The 21,348-nt window shown below is 59.8% G+C and carries 28 protein-coding genes; 13 read left to right on the top strand and 15 right to left on the bottom strand.

All coding sequences use genetic code 11. The annotated features are described in order from the left end of the window. Positions 1-7: 7 nt before the first annotated feature. The 6 genes from ibaG to mlaF all read right to left on the bottom strand — a co-directional run bounded on the left by ibaG (position 8) and on the right by mlaF (position 3,504). Complete coding sequence (ibaG, locus tag ABTW55_RS00730) at positions 8-262, bottom strand: BolA family iron metabolism protein IbaG (protein WP_004937066.1); 255 nt, start codon at positions 260-262, stop codon at positions 8-10. A 140-nt stretch (positions 263-402) separates the two neighbouring features. Beyond that, positions 403-705 carry a lipid asymmetry maintenance protein MlaB gene (mlaB, locus tag ABTW55_RS00725; protein ID WP_016930202.1) on the bottom strand — a complete coding sequence of 101 codons (303 nt, stop codon included), beginning with the start codon at positions 703-705 and terminating at the stop codon, positions 403-405. After that, positions 705-1,334, bottom strand: coding sequence for a phospholipid-binding protein MlaC (gene mlaC, locus ABTW55_RS00720; RefSeq protein ID WP_033636128.1), 630 nt, complete (start codon positions 1,332-1,334; stop codon positions 705-707). Before mlaC ends, mlaB begins: the two co-directional genes overlap by 1 nt. Positions 1,335-1,348: 14 nt before the next feature. Next, positions 1,349-1,897 carry an outer membrane lipid asymmetry maintenance protein MlaD gene (gene mlaD, locus ABTW55_RS00715; RefSeq protein WP_033636129.1) on the bottom strand — a complete coding sequence of 183 codons (549 nt, stop codon included), beginning with the start codon at positions 1,895-1,897 and terminating at the stop codon, positions 1,349-1,351. A 4-nt stretch (positions 1,898-1,901) separates the two neighbouring features. Then, positions 1,902-2,684, bottom strand: coding sequence for a lipid asymmetry maintenance ABC transporter permease subunit MlaE (mlaE, locus tag ABTW55_RS00710; RefSeq protein WP_004937059.1), 783 nt, complete (start codon positions 2,682-2,684; stop codon positions 1,902-1,904). A 4-nt stretch (positions 2,685-2,688) separates the two neighbouring features. Further along, positions 2,689-3,504 (bottom strand): phospholipid ABC transporter ATP-binding protein MlaF, encoded by an 816-nt coding sequence (gene mlaF / locus ABTW55_RS00705; protein ID WP_028127533.1) that lies wholly within the window; start codon positions 3,502-3,504, stop codon positions 2,689-2,691. 303 nt (positions 3,505-3,807) lie between these two features. Between mlaF and ABTW55_RS00700 the strand changes: the two genes are divergently transcribed. From ABTW55_RS00700 to ABTW55_RS00640, 13 genes are all read left to right on the top strand, one after another. Beyond that, a complete protein-coding gene (locus ABTW55_RS00700; protein ID WP_025160120.1) occupies positions 3,808-4,785 on the top strand; it encodes a calcium/sodium antiporter in 978 nt (325 codons plus the stop codon). A 16-nt stretch (positions 4,786-4,801) separates the two neighbouring features. Next, on the top strand, positions 4,802-5,788 hold the full coding sequence (gene kdsD, locus ABTW55_RS00695; protein WP_033648998.1) for an arabinose-5-phosphate isomerase KdsD: 987 nt from the start codon (positions 4,802-4,804) through the stop codon (positions 5,786-5,788). A 17-nt stretch (positions 5,789-5,805) separates the two neighbouring features. After that, positions 5,806-6,360, top strand: a complete 555-nt coding sequence (kdsC, locus tag ABTW55_RS00690) for a 3-deoxy-manno-octulosonate-8-phosphatase KdsC (protein WP_021505108.1) — start codon at positions 5,806-5,808, stop codon at positions 6,358-6,360. Further along, complete coding sequence (lptC, locus tag ABTW55_RS00685) at positions 6,357-6,935, top strand: LPS export ABC transporter periplasmic protein LptC (protein WP_033654803.1); 579 nt, start codon at positions 6,357-6,359, stop codon at positions 6,933-6,935. The genes kdsC and lptC overlap by 4 nt, the downstream gene beginning before the upstream one ends. Then, positions 6,904-7,443: a lipopolysaccharide ABC transporter substrate-binding protein LptA gene (lptA, locus tag ABTW55_RS00680; RefSeq protein WP_004937045.1), complete on the top strand. Its 540-nt coding sequence runs from the start codon at positions 6,904-6,906 to the stop codon at positions 7,441-7,443. Before lptC ends, lptA begins: the two co-directional genes overlap by 32 nt. Positions 7,444-7,449: 6 nt before the next feature. After that, positions 7,450-8,175 carry an LPS export ABC transporter ATP-binding protein gene (lptB, locus tag ABTW55_RS00675; RefSeq protein WP_004937040.1) on the top strand — a complete coding sequence of 242 codons (726 nt, stop codon included), beginning with the start codon at positions 7,450-7,452 and terminating at the stop codon, positions 8,173-8,175. A gap of 52 nt (positions 8,176-8,227) precedes the next feature. After that, complete coding sequence (gene rpoN, locus ABTW55_RS00670) at positions 8,228-9,661, top strand: RNA polymerase factor sigma-54 (protein ID WP_033648997.1); 1,434 nt, start codon at positions 8,228-8,230, stop codon at positions 9,659-9,661. A 23-nt stretch (positions 9,662-9,684) separates the two neighbouring features. Further along, the gene (gene hpf / locus ABTW55_RS00665; RefSeq protein ID WP_004937038.1) at positions 9,685-9,972 is read left to right on the top strand and encodes a ribosome hibernation promoting factor; all 288 of its coding nucleotides are present in this window, start codon (positions 9,685-9,687) and stop codon (positions 9,970-9,972) included. 155 nt (positions 9,973-10,127) lie between these two features. Continuing rightward, entirely contained in the window at positions 10,128-10,589 is a 462-nt protein-coding gene (gene ptsN, locus ABTW55_RS00660; protein ID WP_016930212.1) for a PTS IIA-like nitrogen regulatory protein PtsN, read from the top strand. 129 nt (positions 10,590-10,718) lie between these two features. Then, positions 10,719-11,573: an RNase adapter RapZ gene (rapZ, locus tag ABTW55_RS00655; protein ID WP_015379177.1), complete on the top strand. Its 855-nt coding sequence runs from the start codon at positions 10,719-10,721 to the stop codon at positions 11,571-11,573. Next, positions 11,570-11,842 (top strand): PTS phosphocarrier protein NPr, encoded by a 273-nt coding sequence (npr, locus tag ABTW55_RS00650; protein ID WP_033648996.1) that lies wholly within the window; start codon positions 11,570-11,572, stop codon positions 11,840-11,842. The genes rapZ and npr overlap by 4 nt, the downstream gene beginning before the upstream one ends. 296 nt (positions 11,843-12,138) lie before the next feature. Next, positions 12,139-12,450 carry a type II toxin-antitoxin system HigB family toxin gene (locus ABTW55_RS00645; RefSeq protein ID WP_033636137.1) on the top strand — a complete coding sequence of 104 codons (312 nt, stop codon included), beginning with the start codon at positions 12,139-12,141 and terminating at the stop codon, positions 12,448-12,450. Continuing rightward, positions 12,447-12,869, top strand: a complete 423-nt coding sequence (locus ABTW55_RS00640; protein WP_033636138.1) for a type II toxin-antitoxin system HigA family antitoxin — start codon at positions 12,447-12,449, stop codon at positions 12,867-12,869. Before ABTW55_RS00645 ends, ABTW55_RS00640 begins: the two co-directional genes overlap by 4 nt. A gap of 4 nt (positions 12,870-12,873) precedes the next feature. Here ABTW55_RS00640 and ABTW55_RS00635 read toward each other — a convergent pair whose 3' ends face one another. The 9 genes from ABTW55_RS00635 to ABTW55_RS00595 all read right to left on the bottom strand — a co-directional run bounded on the left by ABTW55_RS00635 (position 12,874) and on the right by ABTW55_RS00595 (position 21,320). Further along, entirely contained in the window at positions 12,874-14,790 is a 1,917-nt protein-coding gene (locus tag ABTW55_RS00635; protein WP_033648995.1) for a transcription antiterminator, read from the bottom strand. Positions 14,791-14,841: 51 nt separating this feature from the next. Next, positions 14,842-16,056 (bottom strand): lactonase family protein, encoded by a 1,215-nt coding sequence (locus tag ABTW55_RS00630; RefSeq protein WP_060422826.1) that lies wholly within the window; start codon positions 16,054-16,056, stop codon positions 14,842-14,844. A gap of 94 nt (positions 16,057-16,150) precedes the next feature. Continuing rightward, the gene (locus tag ABTW55_RS00625) at positions 16,151-16,891 is read right to left on the bottom strand and encodes a KDGP aldolase family protein (protein ID WP_033648993.1); all 741 of its coding nucleotides are present in this window, start codon (positions 16,889-16,891) and stop codon (positions 16,151-16,153) included. After that, positions 16,888-18,006: a DgaE family pyridoxal phosphate-dependent ammonia lyase gene (locus tag ABTW55_RS00620; protein WP_049234180.1), complete on the bottom strand. Its 1,119-nt coding sequence runs from the start codon at positions 18,004-18,006 to the stop codon at positions 16,888-16,890. Before ABTW55_RS00620 ends, ABTW55_RS00625 begins: the two co-directional genes overlap by 4 nt. Beyond that, complete coding sequence (locus ABTW55_RS00615) at positions 17,990-19,129, bottom strand: amidohydrolase/deacetylase family metallohydrolase (RefSeq protein WP_060422823.1); 1,140 nt, start codon at positions 19,127-19,129, stop codon at positions 17,990-17,992. The genes ABTW55_RS00620 and ABTW55_RS00615 overlap by 17 nt, the downstream gene beginning before the upstream one ends. A 60-nt stretch (positions 19,130-19,189) precedes the next feature. Then, positions 19,190-19,840 (bottom strand): DUF4310 family protein, encoded by a 651-nt coding sequence (locus tag ABTW55_RS00610; protein WP_033636148.1) that lies wholly within the window; start codon positions 19,838-19,840, stop codon positions 19,190-19,192. A gap of 11 nt (positions 19,841-19,851) precedes the next feature. Next, a complete protein-coding gene (locus ABTW55_RS00605; RefSeq protein ID WP_004937006.1) occupies positions 19,852-20,628 on the bottom strand; it encodes a DUF4311 domain-containing protein in 777 nt (258 codons plus the stop codon). Positions 20,629-20,658: 30 nt separating this feature from the next. Next, positions 20,659-20,955 carry a DUF4312 family protein gene (locus tag ABTW55_RS00600; RefSeq protein ID WP_033636150.1) on the bottom strand — a complete coding sequence of 99 codons (297 nt, stop codon included), beginning with the start codon at positions 20,953-20,955 and terminating at the stop codon, positions 20,659-20,661. Further along, positions 20,955-21,320, bottom strand: coding sequence for a glycine-rich SFCGS family protein (locus tag ABTW55_RS00595; protein WP_033636151.1), 366 nt, complete (start codon positions 21,318-21,320; stop codon positions 20,955-20,957). The genes ABTW55_RS00600 and ABTW55_RS00595 overlap by 1 nt, the downstream gene beginning before the upstream one ends. Positions 21,321-21,348: the final 28 nt, after the last annotated feature.

Genomic DNA, 21,348 nt, shown 5'->3' with positions numbered 1-21,348 from the left:
AACAGCCTTAAAATCCGTTGAGTTTGCGGTCTCGCTGCCACTCTTCAGGGGTGTACGCCTTGATAGACAAGGCATGAATGCGGTTGTCCGCAATGTATTCCATCAGCGGTGCGTAAACCGTCTGCTGTTTTTTGACGCGGCTCATGCCGGCGAACAATTCGCCGACCACGATCGCCTGGAAATGGCTGCCGTCGCCCGTCACATGTACTTCATCCAGTGCCAATGCCTGCATCAGCACGTCTTTAATCTCGTTGGTTTCCATAGTATCCAGTTCTGCCGCTAAAGGATCATAAACAGCCTAGTATCTTAGTGGAATACGATGTTTTCTTAAACTAAAGAAAAAGCCCCTGCATAACAGGGGCTTTGTATCGTTTTACCACGTAAGGGCGGCGTAAAACGCCGCTAACCGGCGGTATCGACAGGCATTATCGCCTGCAGGTTGTAGAGCGCAATCAGCGTTTTCAGGCGCTCGGTGGCGCCGAAAATTTTCAGCGCGACGCCGCGCTCGCGCTGCTCTTCCTGCAGATGCAGCAACAGCGCCAGCCCGGCGGAGTCTACGCGCTGCAGTTGCGCCACGTCGATCGCGGTTTTATCCGCCATCAGCGCGTCGCGCTGCCGCCACAGCGGCTGCAGCGTTTCCCGGTCCAGTTCACCGCGCAGGATCAGCGTCTGCTGCTCTGATTCGAAGCTGAGCGCTGCCGACATCAGTTTTTCTTGTCCAGCGTGATAGGCTGCGCGGCGGCGGCCTGCAGCTGTTTGGTCAGGCCGTCGATGCCCTGAGTACGCAGCGTAGACGCCCACTCGTTCTGCTTGGTGGTGATCATGCTGACGCCTTCGGCGATCATGTCATAGGCCTGCCAATAGCCGGTTTTGCTGTTCTTGCGCCATTGGAAATCCAGACGCACCGGCGGGCGGCCGCCGTTGTCGATGATGGTGACGCGAATGGCCACGATGTCGGCATTGCCCAGCGGCTGTTCAGGCGCGATCTGATAAGTCTGGCCGTGATACATCGCCAGCGCCTGGCCGTAAGCCTGCTCCAGGTAAGCCTGGAAGGCGGTGAAGTAAGCTTCGCGCTGTGCAGGCGTCGCCTCTTTATAGTAACGGCCCAGCACCAGCGCGCCGGCGTATTTCACCTGCACGAACGGCATCAGTTCCTGATGCACGATGGAACGCAGGTAGTTCGGGTCCTGCTTGATCTTCGGCTGTTCATTCTTCAAACGGCTGAAGGTCTTCTGCGCCGCTTCTTGCATCATGCTGTAAGGATTGGTTTGGTCGGCTGCGCTCGCCAGCGGTGCAACCACCAGCAGAGCCACCATCAGTAAACGTTTAAACATGCAGGTATCCTCTCTTAATGATTTGGAACAGCGGGTTGCGGTGCGGCGCCGGCAGCCGGCTCAGCGGCCGCGTCTCCCGGTTTGGCGCTGTCCTGACCGCCGCTTTTATACAGGAACTGGCCGATCAGGTCTTCCAGAACCATGGCTGATTTGGTGTCCTGAATGGTGCCACCGTCTTTCAGGATGGCGGTGCCCATATCAGGATCTTCGAAGCCCACGTTAAGCGCCAGATATTGCTCGCCCAGCAGGCCGGAGGTGCGGATCGCCAGCGAGCTGGTATCCGGGATTTGGTCGTACTTTTTCTGGATATCCAGCGCCACGCGCGGCGTGTAGGTTTTCGAATCGAGTTCGATGTCCGCCACGCGGCCGATCACCACGCCGCCAATCTTCACCGGCGAACGCGGTTTCAGGCCGCCGATGTTGTCGAACGTCGCGTAAATGCGGTAGGTCGGCTCGCTGCCGATCGATTTAAGGTTCGCCACCTGCAGGCAGATAAACACGATGGCGCACAGCGCGATCAGCATAAATGCCCCAACCCAGATTTCACTCTTCTTCGTTTGCATCGAATCAATTCCCAAACATCAGTGCTGTCAGCACGAAATCCAATCCCAACACCGCCAGTGACGAATGCACCACGGTACGCGTCGTCGCCCGGCTAATCCCTTCAGAGGTAGGCACGGCGTCGTACCCGTTGAAAATGGCAATCCAGGTTACGGTAATGGCGAATACCACGCTTTTGATCAGGCAGTTGAGCAGATCTTTTTTCCACTCTACGGCGCCCTGCATCGCCGACCAGAAGAAGCCGCTGTCGATGCCCTTCCAGTCCACGCCGACCACCGAGCCGCCCCAGATGCCGATCGCCACGAAAATGATGGTCAACAGCGGCATGCTGATCAGCCCCGCCCAGAAGCGCGGCGCCACGATGCGCCGCAGCGGATCGACCGCCATCATTTCCAGGCTGGAGATCTGCTCCGTCGCCTTCATCAGGCCGATTTCCGCCGTCAGCGCGGAACCGGCGCGGCCGGCGAACAGCAGCGCCGTCACCACCGGCCCCAGCTCGCGCAGCAGCGACAGCGCCACCATCATGCCGAGGCTGGCCTCGGCGCTGTAGGTGGTGAGCACGATATAGCCCTGCAGGCCCAGCACCATGCCGATGAACAGCCCGGAGACCATGATGATCAGCAGCGACTGCACGCCGACGCTGTAGAGCTGTTTCAACAACAGCGGCCACTGCTTGCCGGGTTCCGGCCGGCCAATCAACGCGTTGAACAGCATCAACCCGGCGCGGCCGAAGCTGGCGCTGGTGTTGATGCCACTGCGCCCCAACGACGCTAACGCTCTTAATAACATGAGCTTATTTACTCCCTAAGCCTAGCAGTTCGGTCTGATAATCCCCGGCCGGATAGCGGAACGGCACCGGCCCATCCGCTATACCATCCAGAAACTGGCGCACGCGCGCATCAGGATTGTTCTGCAATTGCTGCGTGGTGCCTTCGGCGATCACCCGGTGATCGGCCACGATATAGGCGTAGTCGGCGATGCTCAGCACCTCCGGCACGTCGTGCGACACCACGATGCAGGTAATGCCCAGCGCATGGTTCAGCTCATCGATCAGCTTGACCAGCACCCCCATGGTGATCGGATCCTGGCCGACGAAAGGTTCGTCGAACATGATCATCTCAGGGTCCAGCGCGATCGCGCGCGCCAACGCCGCCCGGCGCGCCATGCCGCCGGAAAGCTCATTGGGCATCAGCTGGGCCGCGCCGCGCAGCCCCACCGCTTCCAGCTTCATCAGCACCGTGCTGCGCAGCAGGGGTTCAGGCAGGTTGCTGTGCTCGCGCAGCGGGTAGGCCACGTTTTCGAACACGGTCAAATCGGTGAACAGTGCGCCCGACTGGAACAGCATGCTCATCTTTTTGCGCGCGTCATATAACTGACGGCGGGACAACGCGGGAATGTTGTCGCCGTCGAACCAAATCTCCCCGCTGTCCGGCGCCAGCTGGCCGCCTATCAGGCGCAGCAGCGTGGTTTTGCCGATGCCCGATGGCCCCATGATCGCCGTGACCTTACCGCGAGGCACCGTCAGGTTGATGTCTTCAAATATCCGTCGGTCGCCGCGCGAGAAGCTCATGTCGCGCACTTCGACCAAATTATCTGCCTTTTGGAGCATGTTAATGGACCCTTTACGACTCATCTTTTGCTGAATCTACCCGTGATGTTAAAGCAATGGGCGCAATCCGTCTCATCTTTACAAAAACTTACTGCCATTTCGCAACCAATGGTGCCATTGGTTTTACTTTTCCGCGCCACCCGGTCAAAATTGGCGCCATAACGAAAAAAAACGAAACTGTTCAACTATTAGCCGGGAAAAACCGTTGCTGCGGCTCACGCGCGCGCAACGGAGGGCAAGCAATACCGCCGCATTGACGGCTTTAACCAACGAACCGGGATAATACCCGACAAAGGACCCTGCATGTTTCTCGCGATAGCATTATTAATCGTTGGTTTATTTCTACTGGTGTATGGTGCAGACCGCTTAGTTTATGGTGCTGCCGTGATTTCCCGCTCGCTCGGCGTCCCGCCGTTGATCATCGGCATGACCATCGTCGGCATCGGCACTTCGCTGCCGGAGCTGATCGTGTCCACCACCGCCGCGCTGAACGGGCAGATAGATATGGCCGTTGGCAACGTATTAGGTTCCAACATCACCAACATCTTATTGATCCTGGGTGTGGCGGCGCTGATTCACCCGCTGGCCGCGCGTTCCGAGATACTGCGGCGCGAACTGCCGTTGATGTTAGCGGTCACAGTATTGTGCGGTTTCGTGTTGATGGACGGCACCCTGAGCAGGCTGGACGGCGTGCTGCTGCTGGCCGCCGCCGCCGGCTTCATCCTGCTGATGCTGAAAATCGCCCGGCTGGCGCAGCGCGAGGGCAGCGACAGCCTGACCATGGAGCAGATCGCCGAGCTGCCGCAGGACAGCAGCAACACCGTGGCGGTGCTGTGGCTGGTGCTGGCGTTTATCATTCTGCCGCTCTCTTCCAGAATGGTGGTCGATAACGCGACGGTGATTGCGCACTATTTCGGCCTGAGCGAACTGGTGGTCGGCTTGACCATTATCGCCATCGGCACCAGCCTGCCCGAATTGGCTACCTCCATCGCCGGGGCGCTGAAGGGCGAGGATGATATGGCGATTGGAAATATCATCGGCTCCAATATTTTCAACACGGTGATCGTGCTGGGCGTCCCCGCCCTGCTGTCGCCGGGCAGCGTAGACGCCGCCGCCTTCCAGCGCGATTACTGGGTGATGCTGGCGGCCAGCGTGCTGCTGAGCGTACTGTGCATCGGCCGCAAGCATCGCATCGGTCACCTGGCGGGCGCTCTGTTATTATGTGGCTTTATTGCGTATCTTGCGGTGCTGTTCTTTAACCCTTTCAGTACTTTCGGCTAAACCGACGGGAATGAGTATGTCGAACATTGAGTTGCAACCGGGCTTCGATTTTCAGCAGGCCGGCAAAGAAGTGCTTCAGATAGAGCGTGAAGGGCTGGCTCAGCTCGACAGCTACATCAACGCAGACTTCACCCGCGCCTGCGAAACGATCGCCGCCTGCGGCGGCAAAGTGGTGGTGATGGGCATGGGCAAATCCGGCCATATCGGCTGCAAGATCGCCGCGACCTTCGCCAGCACCGGCACCCCCTCATTCTTCGTTCACCCGGCGGAGGCCAGCCATGGCGATTTGGGCATGGTCACCCCACAGGACATCGTGCTCGCCATCTCCAACTCCGGCGAGTCCAGCGAGATCCTGGCGCTGATCCCGGTATTGAAACGCCAGCAGATCACCCTCATCTGTATGACCAACAATCCGGAAAGCTCGATGGGCAAGGCGGCGGATATCCACCTGTGCATCAAGGTGCCGCAGGAAGCCTGCCCGCTGGGGCTGGCGCCGACCACCAGCACCACCGCCACGCTGGTGATGGGCGATGCGCTGGCCGTCGCGCTGCTGAAGGCGCGCGGTTTCACGCAGGAAGATTTCGCGCTGTCGCATCCGGGCGGCGCACTCGGCCGCAAACTGCTGCTGCGGGTTAGCGATATCATGCACAGCGGCGACGAAATGCCCCACGTCAGCGCCGACGCCTCACTGCGCGACGCGCTGCTGGAAATTACCCGCAAAAATCTGGGCCTGACGGTTGTCTGCGACGATTTGATGAAAATCGCCGGCATCTTCACCGACGGCGACCTACGCCGGGTGTTCGACATGGGCATCAACCTGCACGAGGCGAAGATCGCCGATGTCATGACGCCGGGCGGCGTACGGGTGCGCCCCAACATCCTGGCGGTCGATGCATTGAACCTGATGCAACAACGCCACATCACCGCGCTGCTGGTTGCCGATGGCGACCAGTTGCTGGGTGTGGTACATATGCATGACATGCTGCGCGCCGGCGTCGTTTAATTAAGGAATAGAACGGAATGGGTATGGTAGAAACCTGCTACGGGCCGGTAGAACAAGAGGTTATGGCGCGTGCCGGGAACATCCGCCTGTTGATTTGCGACGTTGACGGCGTGCTGTCGGACGGCCTGATCTTCATGGGCAACAACGGTGAAGAATTGAAAGCGTTCAACGTGCGCGACGGCTACGGCATCCGCTGCTTGAAAACCTCGGACATCGAGGTGGCGATCATCACCGGTCGCTCCGCCAAGCTGCTGGAAGACCGCGCGCAGACGCTCGGTATCACCCATCTGTATCAGGGGCAGTCCGATAAGCTTTTGGCCTTCCGCGAACTGTTGGATAAACTGTCGTTAACGGCGGATCAGGTCGCCTATATCGGCGATGACCTGATCGACTGGCCGGTAATGGCGCAGGTCGGCCTGGCGGTCGCGGTGGCGGACGCCCACCCGCTGCTGACGCCGCGCGCCCACTACGTCACCCGCATTGCCGGCGGCCGCGGCGCGGTGCGCGAACTGTGCGACATCATTCTTTTGGCTCAAAATAAGCTGGAGGACGCCAAAGGGCTGTCGATATGAGTAAAACCAAACTGTGGATCACCATCCTGTTGACGGTGATCGTTCTGGCGCTGATCGGCTGGAACATGACGGACTTCAGCGACGACACGGCCCCTGGCCCGGTCAACGATCAGGATCCGACCTACCAGAGCCAGCACACGGTCACCGTGGTGTACAACCCGGCCGGCAAGCTGAATTACAAACTGGTGGCGGAAGACGCGAAGTATTACACCGCCGGCGAGCTGAGCTGGTTCACCCAGCCGGTAATGACGCTGTTCGATGAGAATGCGGTGGCCACCTGGTCAGTTCGCGCCGATCGCGCCAAACTGACGAAAGACCGGATGCTGTATCTGTATGGTCACGTCGAGGTAAACAGCCTGACCACCACCTCGCAGCTGGAAAAAATTAAGACGGACAACGCTCAGGTAAACCTGGTCACCCAGGACGTCACCTCCGATGACGAAGTCACGATTTACGGGACCAATTTTACCTCTAACGGCATGAAAATGCGTGGGAACCTGCGGACCAAAACCGCTGAGCTGATTGATAAGGTTAAGACCAACTATGAAATTCAGAACCAAAAACCAACTCCGTAACCTGTTGCTCGGCAGCTTAGTTTTGGCCGCCAGCGCCCCCGCTCTGGCGCTGAAATCCGACTCCAGCCAGCCGGTCAGCATCGACTCGCTCAAGCAGTCGTTGGACATGCAGAGCAACGTCAGCACCTTCACCGACAACGTGGTGATCAAGCAAGGTACCATCGATATTCGCGCCGACAAGGTGGTGGTCACCCGCCCGGGCGGAGATCAGAATAAGACCTATATTGAAGCGTTCGGCAACCCGGTAACCTTCTACCAGATGCAGGACAGCGGCAAGCCGGTCAAAGGCCACGCGCAGAAAGTGCGTTACGACGTGGCGACCCAGCTGGTGACCCTGACGGGCAACGCCTATCTGGAGCAGCTCGACAGCAACGTGAAAGGCGATCGCATCACCTATCTGGTGCAACAGCAGCAAATGCAGGCGTTTAGCGACAAAGGCAAACGCGTGACAACGGTTCTGGTACCGTCGCAGTTGCAAGACAAAAACGAGCAGAAAAAGAGTAACTAATCACTTATGGCAACACTCATCGCAGAAAACCTGGCGAAAGCCTACAAGGGCCGTAAAGTTGTCGAAGACGTCAGCCTGAAAGTGAAATCCGGCGAGATCGTCGGCCTGCTCGGGCCGAACGGCGCCGGTAAAACCACCACCTTCTACATGGTGGTCGGCATCGTGCCGCGCGACGCCGGGCGCATCGTGATCGACGAAGAAGACATCAGCCTGCTGCCGCTGCACGCCCGCGCGCGCCGCGGCATCGGTTACCTGCCGCAGGAAGCGTCGATCTTCCGCCGCCTGAGCGTGTACGACAACCTGATGGCGGTGCTGGAGATTCGCCCCGACCTCACCAGCGAACAGCGCGAAGACCGCGCCAAGGAGCTGATGGAAGAGTTCCATATCTCCCATCTGCGCGACAGCCTTGGCCAGGCGCTGTCCGGCGGTGAGCGTCGCCGCGTCGAAATCGCCCGCGCGCTGGCGGCCAACCCGAAATTCATACTGCTGGACGAACCCTTCGCCGGGGTGGATCCGATTTCCGTTATCGATATCAAGAAAATCATCGAGCACCTGCGTGACAGCGGCCTGGGCGTGCTGATCACCGACCACAACGTGCGCGAGACGCTGGACGTGTGTGAACGCGCCTACATCGTCAGCCAGGGCAAACTGATTGCCCACGGCACGCCGGATGCTATTCTGGCCGACGAGCAGGTTAAACGCGTTTATCTGGGCGAAGAGTTCCGCCTCTAAGCGCCGGCGCGCCCTGCGGGGCGACACCGTTAACGGAAGTAGACAGAAAACTATGAAGCAAGGTTTGCAACTCAGGCTCAGCCAACAGCTGGCCATGACTCCTCAGCTCCAGCAGGCGATCCGCCTGCTGCAGTTGTCCACGCTTGAGCTTCAGCAAGAGATCCAGCTGGCGCTGGAGAGCAATCCGCTGCTTGAACAGACCGATCTGCACGACGAAATCGACGCCAAAGAAACCCAGGAGACCGAGGGGCTCGATACCCGCGAGGCGCTGGAACAGAAAGACATGCCGGAAGAGCTGCCGCTGGACGCCACCTGGGATGAGATCTACACCGCCGGCACGCCGTCCGGCACCGGCACCGACTACAGCGACGACGAACTGCCGGTCTATCAGGGCGAGACCACCCAAACGCTGCAGGATTACCTGATGTGGCAGGTGGATCTGACGCCGTTCTCCGATACCGACGCCGCCATCGCCACCTCCATCGTCGACGCGGTGGACGACACCGGCTATCTCACCGTGCCGCTGGAAGACATTCTGGAAAGCCTGGGCGACGAGAACGTGACCCTCGAGGAAGTCGAGGCGGTATTGAAGCGCGTGCAGCGTTTCGATCCGATCGGCGTCGCCGCGCGCGATCTGCGCGATTGCCTGCTGGTGCAGCTCTCCCAATACGCCAAAGACACCCCTTACCTGGCCGAAGCGCGGCTGATCATCAGCGACCATCTGGATCTGTTGGCCAACCACGACTTTCGCAGCCTGATGCGATCAACCCGGCTAAAAGAAGATACACTGAAAGAAGCGATGCTGCTGATTCAGTCGCTCGATCCGCGCCCGGGGCAGTCGATCAATACCGGCGAGTCGGAATACGTGATCCCGGACGTGCTGGTGCGCAAGACGCAGAACAAATGGACGGTCGAGCTCAACGGCGACAGCGTGCCGCGTTTGAAGATCAATCAGCAGTACGCCGCGCTGGGCAACAGCGCCCGCAGCGAAGCCGACGGCCAGTTTATCCGCAGCAACCTGCAGGAAGCCAAGTGGCTGATTAAAAGCCTGGAGAGCCGCAACGAGACGCTGCTGAAGGTCACCCGCTGCATCGTCAGCCAACAGCAGGCGTTCTTCGAGCAAGGCGAAGAGTTTATGAAACCCATGGTGCTGGCGGATATCGCCCAGGCCGTGGAGATGCATGAATCGACGATCTCGCGCGTCACCACGCAGAAGTTTCTGCACAGCCCGCGCGGCATTTTTGAATTGAAGTATTTCTTCTCCAGCCACGTGAATACCGACAGCGGCGGCGAAGCCTCCTCGACGGCGATCCGCGCGTTGGTGAAGAAATTGATTGCGGCGGAAAACCCCGCCAAGCCACTCAGCGACAGCAAGCTGGCCACCCTGCTCGCCGATCAGGGGATCATCGTGGCGCGGCGCACCGTCGCCAAGTACCGAGAGTCTTTGTCCATCCCGCCGTCGAACCAGCGTAAACAGTTGGTTTGACCTCTATTGAGAAGGAAGACACTATGCAGCTCAACATTACCGGACACCACATCGAAATCACCGATCCGTTGCGCGAGTTCGTGAACAACAAGTTCGCCAAACTCGAACAGTATTTTGATCGCATCAATCAGGTGTATGTTGTATTAAGTGTGGAAAAAGTGCAGCAAATTGCGGAAGCAACGGTGCACGTGAATGGAGGCGAGTTGCACGCCACCTCGGAAGACGAGAATATGTATGCCGCAATTGATACGCTGATCGACAAATTGGCACGTCAATTGAACAAACATAAAGACAAATTGAAGCAACACTGACACCCTAACCCACTCCATGAGGCGGCATCCGTCGCCGCCTCGCCCTTCGGCGCGTGACCCGCATGGGTGACGCGCCGAACGGTAATCAGGGTTAAAACCGACGAAAAACCGCCTTGCCGGGTGCGCCCGGCGGCGCGGTTTTAAGTGAAGATGAGATGAACAACGAATATATGCAATTAAGCTCGGTGTTAAACATCGAGTGCACCAAAAGCTCGGTACACTGCACCAGCAAGAAGCGGGCTTTGGAAATTATCAGCGAACTGGCCGCCAAACAGCTCAATCTGCCTTCGCAGGTGGTGTTTGACGCGGTTCTCACCCGGGAGCGCATGGGCAGCACCGGTATCGGCAACGGTATCGCCATTCCCCACGGCAAACTGGAAGAGGACACACTGCGGGCCGTTGGCGTGTTTATCCGTCTCGACCAACCCATCGCTTTCGACGCTATTGACAACCAGCCGGTCGACCTGCTGTTCGCGCTGCTGGTGCCTGCCGATCAGTGCAAAACCCATTTGCATACCCTGTCGCTGGTCGCCAAACGCCTGGCCGACAAAACCGTATGCCGCCGCCTGCGCGCCGCGCAAAGCGACGAAGAACTTTACCAAATCATCACCGAGTGATGCCCGGCCGGCGTGACTTCCAGCCCGGATAACGTTACTGTTTCACGATGATGGATCCGGCCTCGGCCGGAATAACAAAGTTTCCACCGGTAGCGATGAACGCCGCCGCGATGCCAGGGGAGTTGCCACATGGTGCTGATGATTGTCAGCGGCCGTTCCGGTTCCGGAAAATCCGTCGCCTTGCGGGCGCTGGAAGACATGGGTTTTTACTGCGTTGACAACCTGCCGGTGGTGCTGCTGCCGCAGCTCGCCAATACGCTGGCGGAACGCAATATCTCCGCAGCGGTCAGCATCGACGTGCGCAACATGCCGGAATCGCCGGAAGTGTTCGAATACGCGATGACTCAGCTGCCGGACAGCTTCTCGCCGCAGCTGCTGTTCCTCGACGCCGATCGCAACACGCTGATCCGCCGTTACAGCGACACCCGCCGCCTGCACCCGCTCTCCAGCAAAAACCTGTCGCTGGAAAGCGCCATCGACGAAGAGAGCGATCTGCTCGAACCGCTGCGCTCGCGGGCTGACCTGATTATCGACACCTCGGAAATGTCGGTGCACGAGCTGGCCGAAATGCTGCGCACCCGCCTGCTGGGCAAGCGTGAGCGCGAGCTGACCATGGTGTTCGAATCCTTCGGCTTCAAGCACGGCATCCCGATCGACGCCGACTACGTGTTCGACGTGCGCTTCCTGCCGAACCCGCACTGGGATCCGAAGCTGCGGCCGATGACCGGTCTGGATAAGCCGGTCGCGTCGTTCCTCGATCGCCATACCGAAGTGCACAACTTCATCTACCAGACCCGCAGCTACCTGGAGCAATGGCTGCCGATGCTGGAAACCAACAACCGCAGCTACCTGACGGTCGCCATCGGCTGTACCGGCGGCAAGCACCGCTCGGTGTACGTGGCGGAACAGCTGGCCGATTACTTCCGCTCGCGCGGCAAGAACGTGCAGTCACGCCACCGCACGCTGGAAAAGCGCAAACAATGACGGTCAAACAGACGGTTGAAATCAAAAACAAGCTGGGCATGCACGCGCGCCCGGCGATGAAACTGTTCGAGCTGGTGCAAAGCTTCGACGCCGAAGTGATGCTGCGCAACGAAAGCGGCACCGAAGCCGAGGCCAGCAGCGTCATCGCGCTGCTGATGCTGGACTCCGCCCAGGGCCGGCATATCGAAGTCGAAGCGACCGGCCCCGACGAAGTCAACGCGCTGGAGGCGGTGGTCGAGCTGTTCAACTCCGGGTTTGATGAAGATTAGCCGCTGAAGCCCTCCCGCGAATGCGTCGCACCGACGCGTTCGTTCTCTTTGCCTTCTCTCCCTGACACGATCTCCCGCTTTTCACTTTGCGTATCCGCTTCCAAAGTCAGCCGTAACTGCCTGTAAATGCGAAGTATTGATTTACCCGCACGGCGCTAACCGCAATAGTATGCAACGACAAAAACGGGCTGCGGCCGGGTATTTCTCTCTCACTGTGAGCGGGGATGATAAGTTTACAATTTGTGAACACCTAAGACAGTCGCTATAATGTTCACCAGGCAGGAATCGAGGGAACGATGCATATCATTTCCAGGGAGCCGTTCAATAACGCAACCAAGCAATATCCTAATGAAGCCGCTGCTCTCGAGGCCATTTATAAAGCGTTGCGACGCGGCGAGTTCCGCACGCCGGACGAGTTAAAAGCGCTTTTTCCTTCGCTCGATCGTATGAAATACAAAGAGAAATGGTGGGTCATTGACGTCGGTGGCAACCACCTGCGGATTTTGTTCTTCGCCAGCTTCGAGACACAGAAAGTCTTCATAAAGCATATCGTTAGCCACGCTGAGTACGACAAGCTGATGCAGCACTATCGAAGGAGTTCATCATGATTACAGATGCCATTAAGGCCGCCGATGCGCTGCTGCGCGCCGTGCCCTTATTGCAGGGCAGCAGCTCTCAGCAAGACTACCGGGAAGCGCTCGAATTGGTGGAATATTTGCTGGAAAACGATGAACACCATCCGCTGATTGACATGCTGGCAAAAAAAATCGCCGAATATGAAGATAACAGCGCCGAATTTACCGCATTCAACCAGCGTATCGCCCAACTCCCGCAAGGAGTGGCCGCGCTTCGCGTATTGATGGAACAACACCAACTTAGCCAAAGTGATTTTGAACATGAGATCGGTAAAAAGTCGTTGGTCAGCCAAATCCTGAGTGGCAAAAGATCGCTGACCATTCCGCACATTATGGCGCTGGCCAAACGCTTCAATCTGCCCCCGGCCCTCTTCCTGCCGGAAGCGGATTAGCCCCTCAGCTCCGGCTCAGGCAGTCCAGCGCCACCGCTTTAAAGCTGTCGAAGCTGTCGCTGCTCAACAGGCGGCTCATTGAGCGTTCACGCACGAAGGTGACGAACAGCTCGTAGATCGCCATCGCCTCTTCATAGTCGCTCTTGCTGATCGCCAGCAGGAAAATCACGTGCGCGACCTCGCCTTCTCCCCAGGCGACGCCCTGCGGCGCCAGCAGCGTCACCACCACGGTCTTTTTGGCCAGCAGCCCCAGCGAGTGCGGCAGCGCGATGCCCTCGCCCAGCAAGGTGGAGACGATCGCCTCGCGTTCGACCACCGACGGATAAAAGTCCGCGCCGACGTACCCTTCCCGCTCCAGCTGGCCGCACACTCGGCTGAACAGTTCCGCCTGCGTCAGCGGCTCGTTGAGCACCATGAAATGCTCGGCGTCGAAAAACTTCTCCAGCATGTACGGTCGGGTGCGATCCACCAGCACCAGCTTGCCCAGCTGCTCCAGCTGGTAATCGGTTGGGAACGGCGACATCACCACCACCGGCTTGTTCTTTTCGCCGATGCGGGCGTTGGAAATCACGAAGTCTTCGTCGATATGCGCAAGCATCTCGTAATCGCGCAGCGAGACGATGCGCGTCATCACCAGCTGCGGATACTTACGCGCAATCTGCGCCTGGATCATGCGCACCGTCGAGTTGCCGGTATCGCACACCAGCATCACCTGCGGGTGGCGTTCATAACCGATGTTGTAATGCCGCTCCAGCCCCACGCCGATGTGCAGCACCAGATAGCCTATCTCATTCTCGCTCAGGGTATAGGGGGTGTATTTGCCCCAGCTGGAAACCGCCGCCAGCGTCACGTCGTAAGCCATCGGATAGTGCTGCTTGATGTTGGCCAACAGCGGATTGGGGATATTGATCTGGTATTTCACCCGCGTAATCATGGTCTTGATATGGGTGAGCAGATCGGCCCGCAGCTGCTCGTCGCCCTGCAGGTTGTAGTTATAGTGTGCGTTGATGTAGGACAGGATGTAGTCCACCAGCGCTTCTTCATCGTCGGCGTTGATCTCGGTCGGCTGCACGTCCTGCACGCGCCGCGCGGCGATATTGACCCGCAGATAGGCCTCTTCGGCCATCGAGATCTCTTTGCCGGAGGCCGAACGCAGTTCCGCCGCCAGGCGGGTCGATACCTGGCGCACCGCATCGTCGCCGTCTTCCACCTCGAAGTCCGGCAGCGGATAGCCGTCGTTGATGCGCCGCAGCGCCACCGCGCAGTAGAAGATCAGGTACTGCTCGCCCTCGTCGGTCAGGCGAATGGCGTATTGCGACAGCAGCGGGTGCAGCAATCCGGCGAACGCCGCTACCTGCGGCTGCAGCAGGATCTCGTTGTTGAGCAGCGGGTTCTCGGCGTCGGCCAGCTGCAGTTGGAACAGCAGATCGGTCAGGCAGGCGCGGATCGCCATCTCCGTGCCGAACAGCTTCATGCCGTAACGCGGCTTGGTTTCAATCGTCAATTGATAGTGCGCCAGACGCTCTCTCACCTCAGCCATGTCGTTTTGCAACGTACCGCGGCTGACGAACCACTCGTCGGCCAGATCTTCCAGTTTAAGGGAGAAGGCTGAGGTCAAAAAACGCACCAGCAGATAATGCACACGCTCCTGCGCGCTGCGCGGGGTGGCATGCTTGCGGCGCTCCTGATGCTGCAGGGCGCTGAACAGCGCGGCGTTATCGACCTGCAGGCGATAGCCGGCACCGCGGTTATGCACGAAACGCGCGCCGTATTTGTCCAGAATCTCGTTCAGCGCGGTGATGTCCGCCCGCACCGTGCGGGTGGACACGGCGAAACGCTTCGCCAGCTCATCCTGCGGCAAAGTCTCGGTTTGCAAGGCATCGAACAAGTAAGCCAAACGCGGGTAAGGAAATCGCACCATTCTGTGTCCGTCAATCAGGCGACCCGCCCGGCGAACCGGGCGGGCCACGGGTTACTTCGGCGGCGGCAGAAACGCCATTTGCGAGGGGCTGCCGATCGGCAGATAGCCGCCCACAACGCTGAGTTTGCCGTCCGTCGGGTTTACGCTGAAGCGGGTGACGTTATCGCTGCGCTGGTTCAACGCATACAGATAGCGGCCATCCGGGCTCAGCGCCAGCGAACGCGGGTAATCGCCGCGCGTCCAGGTTTCCGCCACCGGTTTCAACTCACCGCCGGCGCCCACGCTGAACTGGGCAATGCTGTTATGCAGCCGGTTGGCGACGTACAGCGTGTCGCCGTTCTTGCTGAGCGCCAGCCCCGAAGCGAAGCTGGTGCCCTGATAGTCGGCGGGCAGCGCGGAAACCGCATGCAGTTGTTTCAGAGTACCTTTTTGGCGATCAAAACGGTAGCTGGTCAACGTCGAGGCCTCTTCGTTCACCAGCAGCACGGTTTCGCCGTCCGGATGGAACACAAAGTGACGCGGACCCGCGCCGGCGGAAGAGGCGGCGATCCACGGCGGATCGTTCGGCGTCAGCCGGCCGCTCGCGGCGTCAAAGCGCCATTGGTAGATGCGATCCAACCCCAGATCGGTGGAGAACACGAACTTGCCGCTCGGATCGCTGGCGATCATATGGGCATGCGGGCCGTTGTGATCGCTGATGGCGAAACTGCCGTTCACCGCCGCCGCCGGTTTGGCCGCGCCCGCGGGGCCCTGCTGTTGCTGCACCGAGCTGGCGACGCCCAGGCTGCCGTCCGCTTCGATCGGGAAAGCCGCCACGCTGCCGCTGACATAGTTCGCCACCAGCAGATGGCGCCCGTCCGGCGTCGATGAGAGATACACCGGCCCCGCTCCCTGCGAATCCACCTGGTTGAGCTGCGTCAGGCCGCCGTCGGCCGGATTGACCCGGTAAGCGGTGATGCCGCCGTGCTTGCCGCCGTTGAAATCGGCCACTTCGCTGGCGACATACAGCGTCTTGCCATCAGCGCCCAGCGTCAGCTGCGCCGGATTCGGCACTTTGCTGACCAGCGTAACCTGGCTCAGCGCGCCGCTGGCCGGATCGACCTGCACCCGGTAAACGCCTTCGCCGTTGGGATTGTAGGTGCCGATATAGGCGAAATGAGATGACGTGGAATTCATTGCATCCTCAGCATGCAGCGCCGGGCCGGTCACGGCCAGCAGCGCCAGGAACAACGCGGTGCGTCGGGTTGGAGCCTGCCAGTTTCGCATAGTTATCCTCAGACCTGAGTATAGGTAACGGCGCGGCATGCCGCGCCAGGGGAAAACCTTCGCCTCCCAGCGTTTACCTCATCCCATTGCGCGTTCAGCCCACCAGCTTTTTGGTCATCGCCAGCAGGGTTTTCACATCCTGCGGGCGCGTGTCGCCGCTGGCGGCGTCGATGATCGAACTGTAGATATGCGGGATCACGCGTTTCACGCCGGCCGCCAGCGCGATCTCGACGATCGGCTCGTAGTTCTCCAGATCGATGCCGCCGGTCGGCTCCAGCATAAAGTCATGCTCAGCGCAGGCCTTGGCTACGTACTGATATTCGTCCTTGCACTTCAGGCCGCCCATCGGGAAATACTTGATGGAGCTGCCGCCCATGTCTTTCAGCAGGGCGATGGCGGTTTCCACCGGCACGATGCCGTCCGGCGCCGCGGCGCTCAATGGGCCGGTAGAGATCTTCACCCAACCGACGCGGCCGGTCGGCGATACCAGGCCGTTGACCACGCTGTCGTTCTGGCCCAGCAGCGCGCGGCTGGCGCCAACGCCGGTAAACACCTGGTTGACGTGCTGCGGCTGCACCTGCTGAGCGATCAGGCTGACCATCGCCGACTGCTTCGGATCGCCGGCGCCCAGGCCGACCGAGAGCGCGTTTTCGATCAGGCGCGCATAGCGCAGCATGTCGGTCACCGCGCTGTCGACGTCCGGGTAGTTCTTGGAGAGCACGCCCACCAGCACATGGCCTTCCGCCGCGGCGTAGATGTCCTGCGCGTTGGCTTTGGAGCCGGCCAGCACGTTCAGGCAGACGCGGTCGCGATAGTAGTTAGGCTGCAGCTTCATGCTTGTTTCTCCGTAAACAGGTTTTTGATACAGGTAAAGACGGTCATCAGCTGTTGCTCATCGACGCTGCGCACGTCGACCTCAATCTTGCCCTCGTTGGCCTTGTAGCCGCGGAAGTAGATGGCGATGTCACCGGTTTTCAGCGCCTGGACGATGTCATAGGTCGACCGCCCCAGCACCGCTTCGTCGAAGGCGATCTCGGCGCGGGCGATATCGCGGCCGGCGCTGTCCCAGACGGTTCTGGCGCTGACGCCGGTCAGGGTGTTGAGGCTGTCGAGGAACGGCGTCATCCGCGCCACCATCTGTTGCCCGGTGGTTTTCTCAAGCGTCAGATAGCTTTCGATCGCCTGCGTCAGGCCGAGGATGCCCTCTTTGCCGACCTTCATCGCCCGACCGATGCCACCGGACTGCAGCTTCACCCACTCGACGTACTGTTTCTTGCCGATAACCAGGCCGCTGGTCGGCCCCTCGATGGCTTTGGCGCCGCTGTAGATCACCAGTTCGGCTCCCATCTGGTAGTAACACATCAGATCTTCTTCCGCCGCGGCGTCGACGATCAGCGGCAGGTTATGCTTGCGCGCCACCACCGCCGCCTGTTCGACGGACAGAATGCTTTTCTGCACGCAGTGGTGCGATTTGACGTACAGGATCGCCGCCGTCTGCGGCGTGATGCAGGCTTCAATCTGCTCCGGCGAACATTCATTGGCGTAGCCCGCTTCCACCACCTTGCCGCCGCCCAGCGCCACCATGGTGTCCACCGGCGCGCCGAAGTTGACGTTGTGGCCGCGCGGCAGCACGATCTCGCGCGGCACGGCGATCGGCGCCGAGTGCAGGTTCACCAGCAGATTGGCGTTATCTTTGACGATCACCGCCGCCACCGACTGGGCGATGCCCGCCGAGGCGCAGGAAACGATCACCGCGTCCTCCACGTTGAGCAGATCGGCGATGTAGGCGCCGGTCTTGTTGACCAGATCCTTGATTTCGAAATAGTGATTCAGGCCGTAGTCAACGGCGTCGATCACATCCTGGCGCGGCGTGGAAACGCCGAGAATGGTCATGCGGCCGGAGGTGTTGATCACCTGCTTCAAACCGTATTTTTCATAAATCGAAGACATCGCTTGCCTCCCCTTGTTCGGTTAATAGGATTTCCCCGGCCACCACCGCGGCCAGCGGCACCAACAGCTGTTCGCCCTCGGCGGTTTGCCCTTCGGCGTCGGCGAACACCTGCGGTTCGCGGCGCAGTTCAAACAGCGTGAAATCGGCGTCATAGCCCGGCTCCAGCCGCCCTTTGCCGCTGAGCTGCAGCGCCGACGCGGCGTTCTCCGTCACGCAGGCGATCACCTGCGGCAGCGTCAGGCCGACGCTGAAAAATTTGGACATCACCGTCGCCAGGCTGTGCACCGGCCCGTTTATGCGGTTGCGGCAGTAAATATCGGAGCTGATGGTGTGCGGCAAAATGCCCAGCTTGATCGCCTGTCGCGCCACCTCGAAGCTGAAGCTGGCGGTGCCGTGCCCCACGTCGAGCAACACGCCGCGCCGCAGCGCGCGCTGGATCGACTCGCGCAGCGTGCCCGCCGGCGTCAGAATGCGGTTCGGTTTGCCGTTGTAGCAGTGGGTGATGATGTCGCCACGGGTCAGCAGATCGGCGATCTCGTCCAGATCCGGCGGGTTGTTGCCGATATGCACCATCAGCGGCAGTTGGCGGTTTTCCCGCTGGATCTCTTTGGCCAACACCAGCGGCCGGGTGCCGTTCTTGCCCACCACGCTGCTGCTCATGCGCGCCTTGATGCCTATGATGAAGCCGGGATGATTGGCGATGGCCTGGCCAGCCTCGCGCTTGTCGATGTCCGTCAACTCCGCCAGCTCGTTCTGCCGCAGCAGGCCGATGCGCGAGATGTTGAGGAAGGCGAACACGTTGGTTTTGGCGCTGCGCGTCAGCTGATAAAAGGCGTCGATATCGTCGGCGCCGGTGCTGCCAGCATCGACCACGCTGGTGACGCCGCTGGCGACGCCGACCCGATCCGGCTCGTCATGGTAAATCGGCGAGTCGGGATAGCAGTGCACGTGCGCATCGATCCAACCGGCGCTCAGGCGGCAGTTGCCCGCCAGATCCAGTTGGCGAACGGCGCTGACGTCCGCCGCCAGCCGCCCGACCGAGGCGATTTTGCCGTCTTTCACCGCCAGATCGATCAGCGTGTCGTCCGCCAGTCTGGCGTCTCTGATTACTAAGTCATACATACCGCATTGCTCCTGTTAGCCCGGGCGCCGCCGCATCGGGCGGCGCCTGGCGCAGGCCTCTCAAGAAATGGCTACCGGGAAGATCGCCCCCAGGATCATCGCGCCGAGGATCGCTCCGCCGGTGATCGGTTTACCCCAGATATAGAACAGCAGCGCGCCGAGCAGCGAACCGATGCCGATCGGGATCGAGGCGGTCATCGCCGACAGGATGATCAACGGCCCGAGGAAACGGCCCGACGAGTTGCCCGCGCCCATCATCACGTCCGCCCCGTAGGTGGAGTTGCTCTGATTGATGGTGAATTTGCGCGCCAGAATGATCACGTAACCGATCGCCAGGCCGATGACCAGGCCGGTCACCAGCGAAGCGGCGAAGTTGGCGACCGGGAACACGATGCCGGCCCCCAGCAGCAGCGCCGGCACGCCCAGCCCGACGCCGGTCTGGATCGCGCCACCGATGTCCAGGATGCCCACCAGCGAGCCTTCGATGATGCGCGCGAACAGGAAGCTGGCGCCGAACGCCGCCACCGCGCCGTATACGCCGGTATCCATCCCCGCCCGCAGCATGGAGACGAACGCCACTTCGTTAAAGGCGCCGATGCCGTACAGGTAGTACATGTGCGTCCCGGCGAACACGCCGGAGGACAGCAGGCCAACAAAAATCGGGAATGACCAGTCGGCGTACCAGAAACCTTTTTGGGTTTGCTCTTCCATCATCCCGCTCCTTATTTACCGCTCAGGGTGTTGTGAATGGCGTCCAGCCAGCCCGGCACGCCGAGGCTGAAGGACTCGAGAACTTTCATGTCGAAGCCGCGGAAGAAGCCGCTCAGCACGAACAGCAGCACGATCACCGCCATCATGATCTTGGTGATCTTGTTCCAGCCGCTCTCTTCCACGCCTTTGCCGATCAGAATGCCCAGCACCAGGCCCGGCACGGCGTTGCCCATGATCAGCTGTGCCAGGCCGCCGAAGATGGTGCCCCAGAAGCCGGAACGGCGCCCGGCGTCGATCGCCGCCAGCCAGAAGATCACTGGCATCACGGTGTTCACCAGCAGGTTGGCCGCCGGCACCAGCACCTTGATCGCGGTGACCTGCAGCGCGGCCGGCACGGCGGAAGCGGTGGTATTGAGGAACGCCACCACCAGCATGCCGATGATGCCGCAGGCGATGGCCATTTTTTTCGGATCGTGCAGCGTTTGCGCCAGATTGCGGTTCTTGACCATCAGGGCCGCCGCGCCCCAGTGTGGGATGATGCGGTGGTCGACGTCCTGCGTGAAGGAACCCGCCGCCACGGAAGACGCCCAGGCGTTGAAGAAGAAGCCCAGACCGAATGAGAAGTGGGAGGCCGGATCGCCCTCGCAGGAATTCAGCTCGCCCAGGGTGCGAAACGCCCCCATGCCCTGTGTTGTCGGTGCGTGGAACATGCGTGCGGCGCCGGCCCCTACGCCGACCCCCACCAGCCCACCGATAATAATCGATTTAAATAAGATGATTAAAAACATCAGTATACCCTTTCATTTATGCTAACGTTTTTATTTCGTGACGAAGACAACCTTCTCGGTATTGATAATGGTTACGTTCACGGTTATTTCCAGAGAAACGGCATAGCTCTTTCTTTCACGCGGCAAAAAGAAGAAAAGAAATTTCTCTTTAGTTATTTTCTCTTCCGCTCTCACGACGCTGACGTCCTGCGGCTCGATACGCAGCAGAATATTGTTGGTGGACTTTAATACCGCACCCTGCACATTAGCCAAGGCGGAAGCAAAAGCTTTCGCTTTGCTGTCGCCTTTACCCTCCACCTTTACCGATGTGGTATATTGCTCTTTCATTATGGATTGCCATGTTTTTTGATGTAGGCTTCCACCAATTTCTGGCCCAACTCTTCTTTATCCATAAAGCCGAAGCCCAGCACGTTGCAGCCTTCGTTAATTGCCGTCACGCCCTCTTCCACCGAACGCATGCCGTATTTGGCTTTGTAGCCGTGTTTGGTTTGCGCGGTAATCGCGCCGGCGCCGCCGCTGCCGCAAAAAGAGATGCCCAGCTGCGCGTTTTCCGCTTTCATGACGTCACCCAGCTTCATATCCGCCGCCACGCCGGGGATAACCACCGCTTTTCCGCCTGCGTTTTCAACGCCCTGGCCGACTTTTTGCCCTTTACCCAAACGATCGCCGATCACTACGGTAATTTGACCCATGGTATATTCTCCTGATTGAAATCGATGC

Source organism: Serratia sp. SM04 (assembly GCF_040280225.1).
Classification (GTDB): domain Bacteria; phylum Pseudomonadota; class Gammaproteobacteria; order Enterobacterales; family Enterobacteriaceae; genus Serratia; species Serratia sarumanii.
Note: the sequence above shows the minus strand (reverse complement) of the source record. Positions and strands in the feature narration are given on the sequence as shown.

What these genes read in the sequence shown, in the direction of transcription:
- ibaG (WP_004937066.1), bottom strand. Translation starts at nt 262, where the DNA reads ATGGAAACCAACGAGATTAAAGACGTGCTGATGCAGGCATTGGCACTG.
- mlaB (WP_016930202.1), bottom strand. Translation starts at nt 705, where the DNA reads ATGTCGGCAGCGCTCAGCTTCGAATCAGAGCAGCAGACGCTGATCCTG.
- mlaC (WP_033636128.1), bottom strand. Translation starts at nt 1,334, where the DNA reads ATGTTTAAACGTTTACTGATGGTGGCTCTGCTGGTGGTTGCACCGCTG.
- mlaD (WP_033636129.1), bottom strand. Translation starts at nt 1,897, where the DNA reads ATGCAAACGAAGAAGAGTGAAATCTGGGTTGGGGCATTTATGCTGATC.
- mlaE (WP_004937059.1), bottom strand. Translation starts at nt 2,684, where the DNA reads ATGTTATTAAGAGCGTTAGCGTCGTTGGGGCGCAGTGGCATCAACACC.
- mlaF (WP_028127533.1), bottom strand. Translation starts at nt 3,504, where the DNA reads ATGCTCCAAAAGGCAGATAATTTGGTCGAAGTGCGCGACATGAGCTTC.
- ABTW55_RS00700 (WP_025160120.1), top strand. Translation starts at nt 3,808, where the DNA reads ATGTTTCTCGCGATAGCATTATTAATCGTTGGTTTATTTCTACTGGTG.
- kdsD (WP_033648998.1), top strand. Translation starts at nt 4,802, where the DNA reads ATGTCGAACATTGAGTTGCAACCGGGCTTCGATTTTCAGCAGGCCGGC.
- kdsC (WP_021505108.1), top strand. Translation starts at nt 5,806, where the DNA reads ATGGGTATGGTAGAAACCTGCTACGGGCCGGTAGAACAAGAGGTTATG.
- lptC (WP_033654803.1), top strand. Translation starts at nt 6,357, where the DNA reads ATGAGTAAAACCAAACTGTGGATCACCATCCTGTTGACGGTGATCGTT.
- lptA (WP_004937045.1), top strand. Translation starts at nt 6,904, where the DNA reads ATGAAATTCAGAACCAAAAACCAACTCCGTAACCTGTTGCTCGGCAGC.
- lptB (WP_004937040.1), top strand. Translation starts at nt 7,450, where the DNA reads ATGGCAACACTCATCGCAGAAAACCTGGCGAAAGCCTACAAGGGCCGT.
- rpoN (WP_033648997.1), top strand. Translation starts at nt 8,228, where the DNA reads ATGAAGCAAGGTTTGCAACTCAGGCTCAGCCAACAGCTGGCCATGACT.
- hpf (WP_004937038.1), top strand. Translation starts at nt 9,685, where the DNA reads ATGCAGCTCAACATTACCGGACACCACATCGAAATCACCGATCCGTTG.
- ptsN (WP_016930212.1), top strand. Translation starts at nt 10,128, where the DNA reads ATGAACAACGAATATATGCAATTAAGCTCGGTGTTAAACATCGAGTGC.
- rapZ (WP_015379177.1), top strand. Translation starts at nt 10,719, where the DNA reads ATGGTGCTGATGATTGTCAGCGGCCGTTCCGGTTCCGGAAAATCCGTC.
- npr (WP_033648996.1), top strand. Translation starts at nt 11,570, where the DNA reads ATGACGGTCAAACAGACGGTTGAAATCAAAAACAAGCTGGGCATGCAC.
- ABTW55_RS00645 (WP_033636137.1), top strand. Translation starts at nt 12,139, where the DNA reads ATGCATATCATTTCCAGGGAGCCGTTCAATAACGCAACCAAGCAATAT.
- ABTW55_RS00640 (WP_033636138.1), top strand. Translation starts at nt 12,447, where the DNA reads ATGATTACAGATGCCATTAAGGCCGCCGATGCGCTGCTGCGCGCCGTG.
- ABTW55_RS00635 (WP_033648995.1), bottom strand. Translation starts at nt 14,790, where the DNA reads ATGGTGCGATTTCCTTACCCGCGTTTGGCTTACTTGTTCGATGCCTTG.
- ABTW55_RS00630 (WP_060422826.1), bottom strand. Translation starts at nt 16,056, where the DNA reads ATGCGAAACTGGCAGGCTCCAACCCGACGCACCGCGTTGTTCCTGGCG.
- ABTW55_RS00625 (WP_033648993.1), bottom strand. Translation starts at nt 16,891, where the DNA reads ATGAAGCTGCAGCCTAACTACTATCGCGACCGCGTCTGCCTGAACGTG.
- ABTW55_RS00620 (WP_049234180.1), bottom strand. Translation starts at nt 18,006, where the DNA reads ATGTCTTCGATTTATGAAAAATACGGTTTGAAGCAGGTGATCAACACC.
- ABTW55_RS00615 (WP_060422823.1), bottom strand. Translation starts at nt 19,129, where the DNA reads ATGTATGACTTAGTAATCAGAGACGCCAGACTGGCGGACGACACGCTG.
- ABTW55_RS00610 (WP_033636148.1), bottom strand. Translation starts at nt 19,840, where the DNA reads ATGGAAGAGCAAACCCAAAAAGGTTTCTGGTACGCCGACTGGTCATTC.
- ABTW55_RS00605 (WP_004937006.1), bottom strand. Translation starts at nt 20,628, where the DNA reads ATGTTTTTAATCATCTTATTTAAATCGATTATTATCGGTGGGCTGGTG.
- ABTW55_RS00600 (WP_033636150.1), bottom strand. Translation starts at nt 20,955, where the DNA reads ATGAAAGAGCAATATACCACATCGGTAAAGGTGGAGGGTAAAGGCGAC.
- ABTW55_RS00595 (WP_033636151.1), bottom strand. Translation starts at nt 21,320, where the DNA reads ATGGGTCAAATTACCGTAGTGATCGGCGATCGTTTGGGTAAAGGGCAA.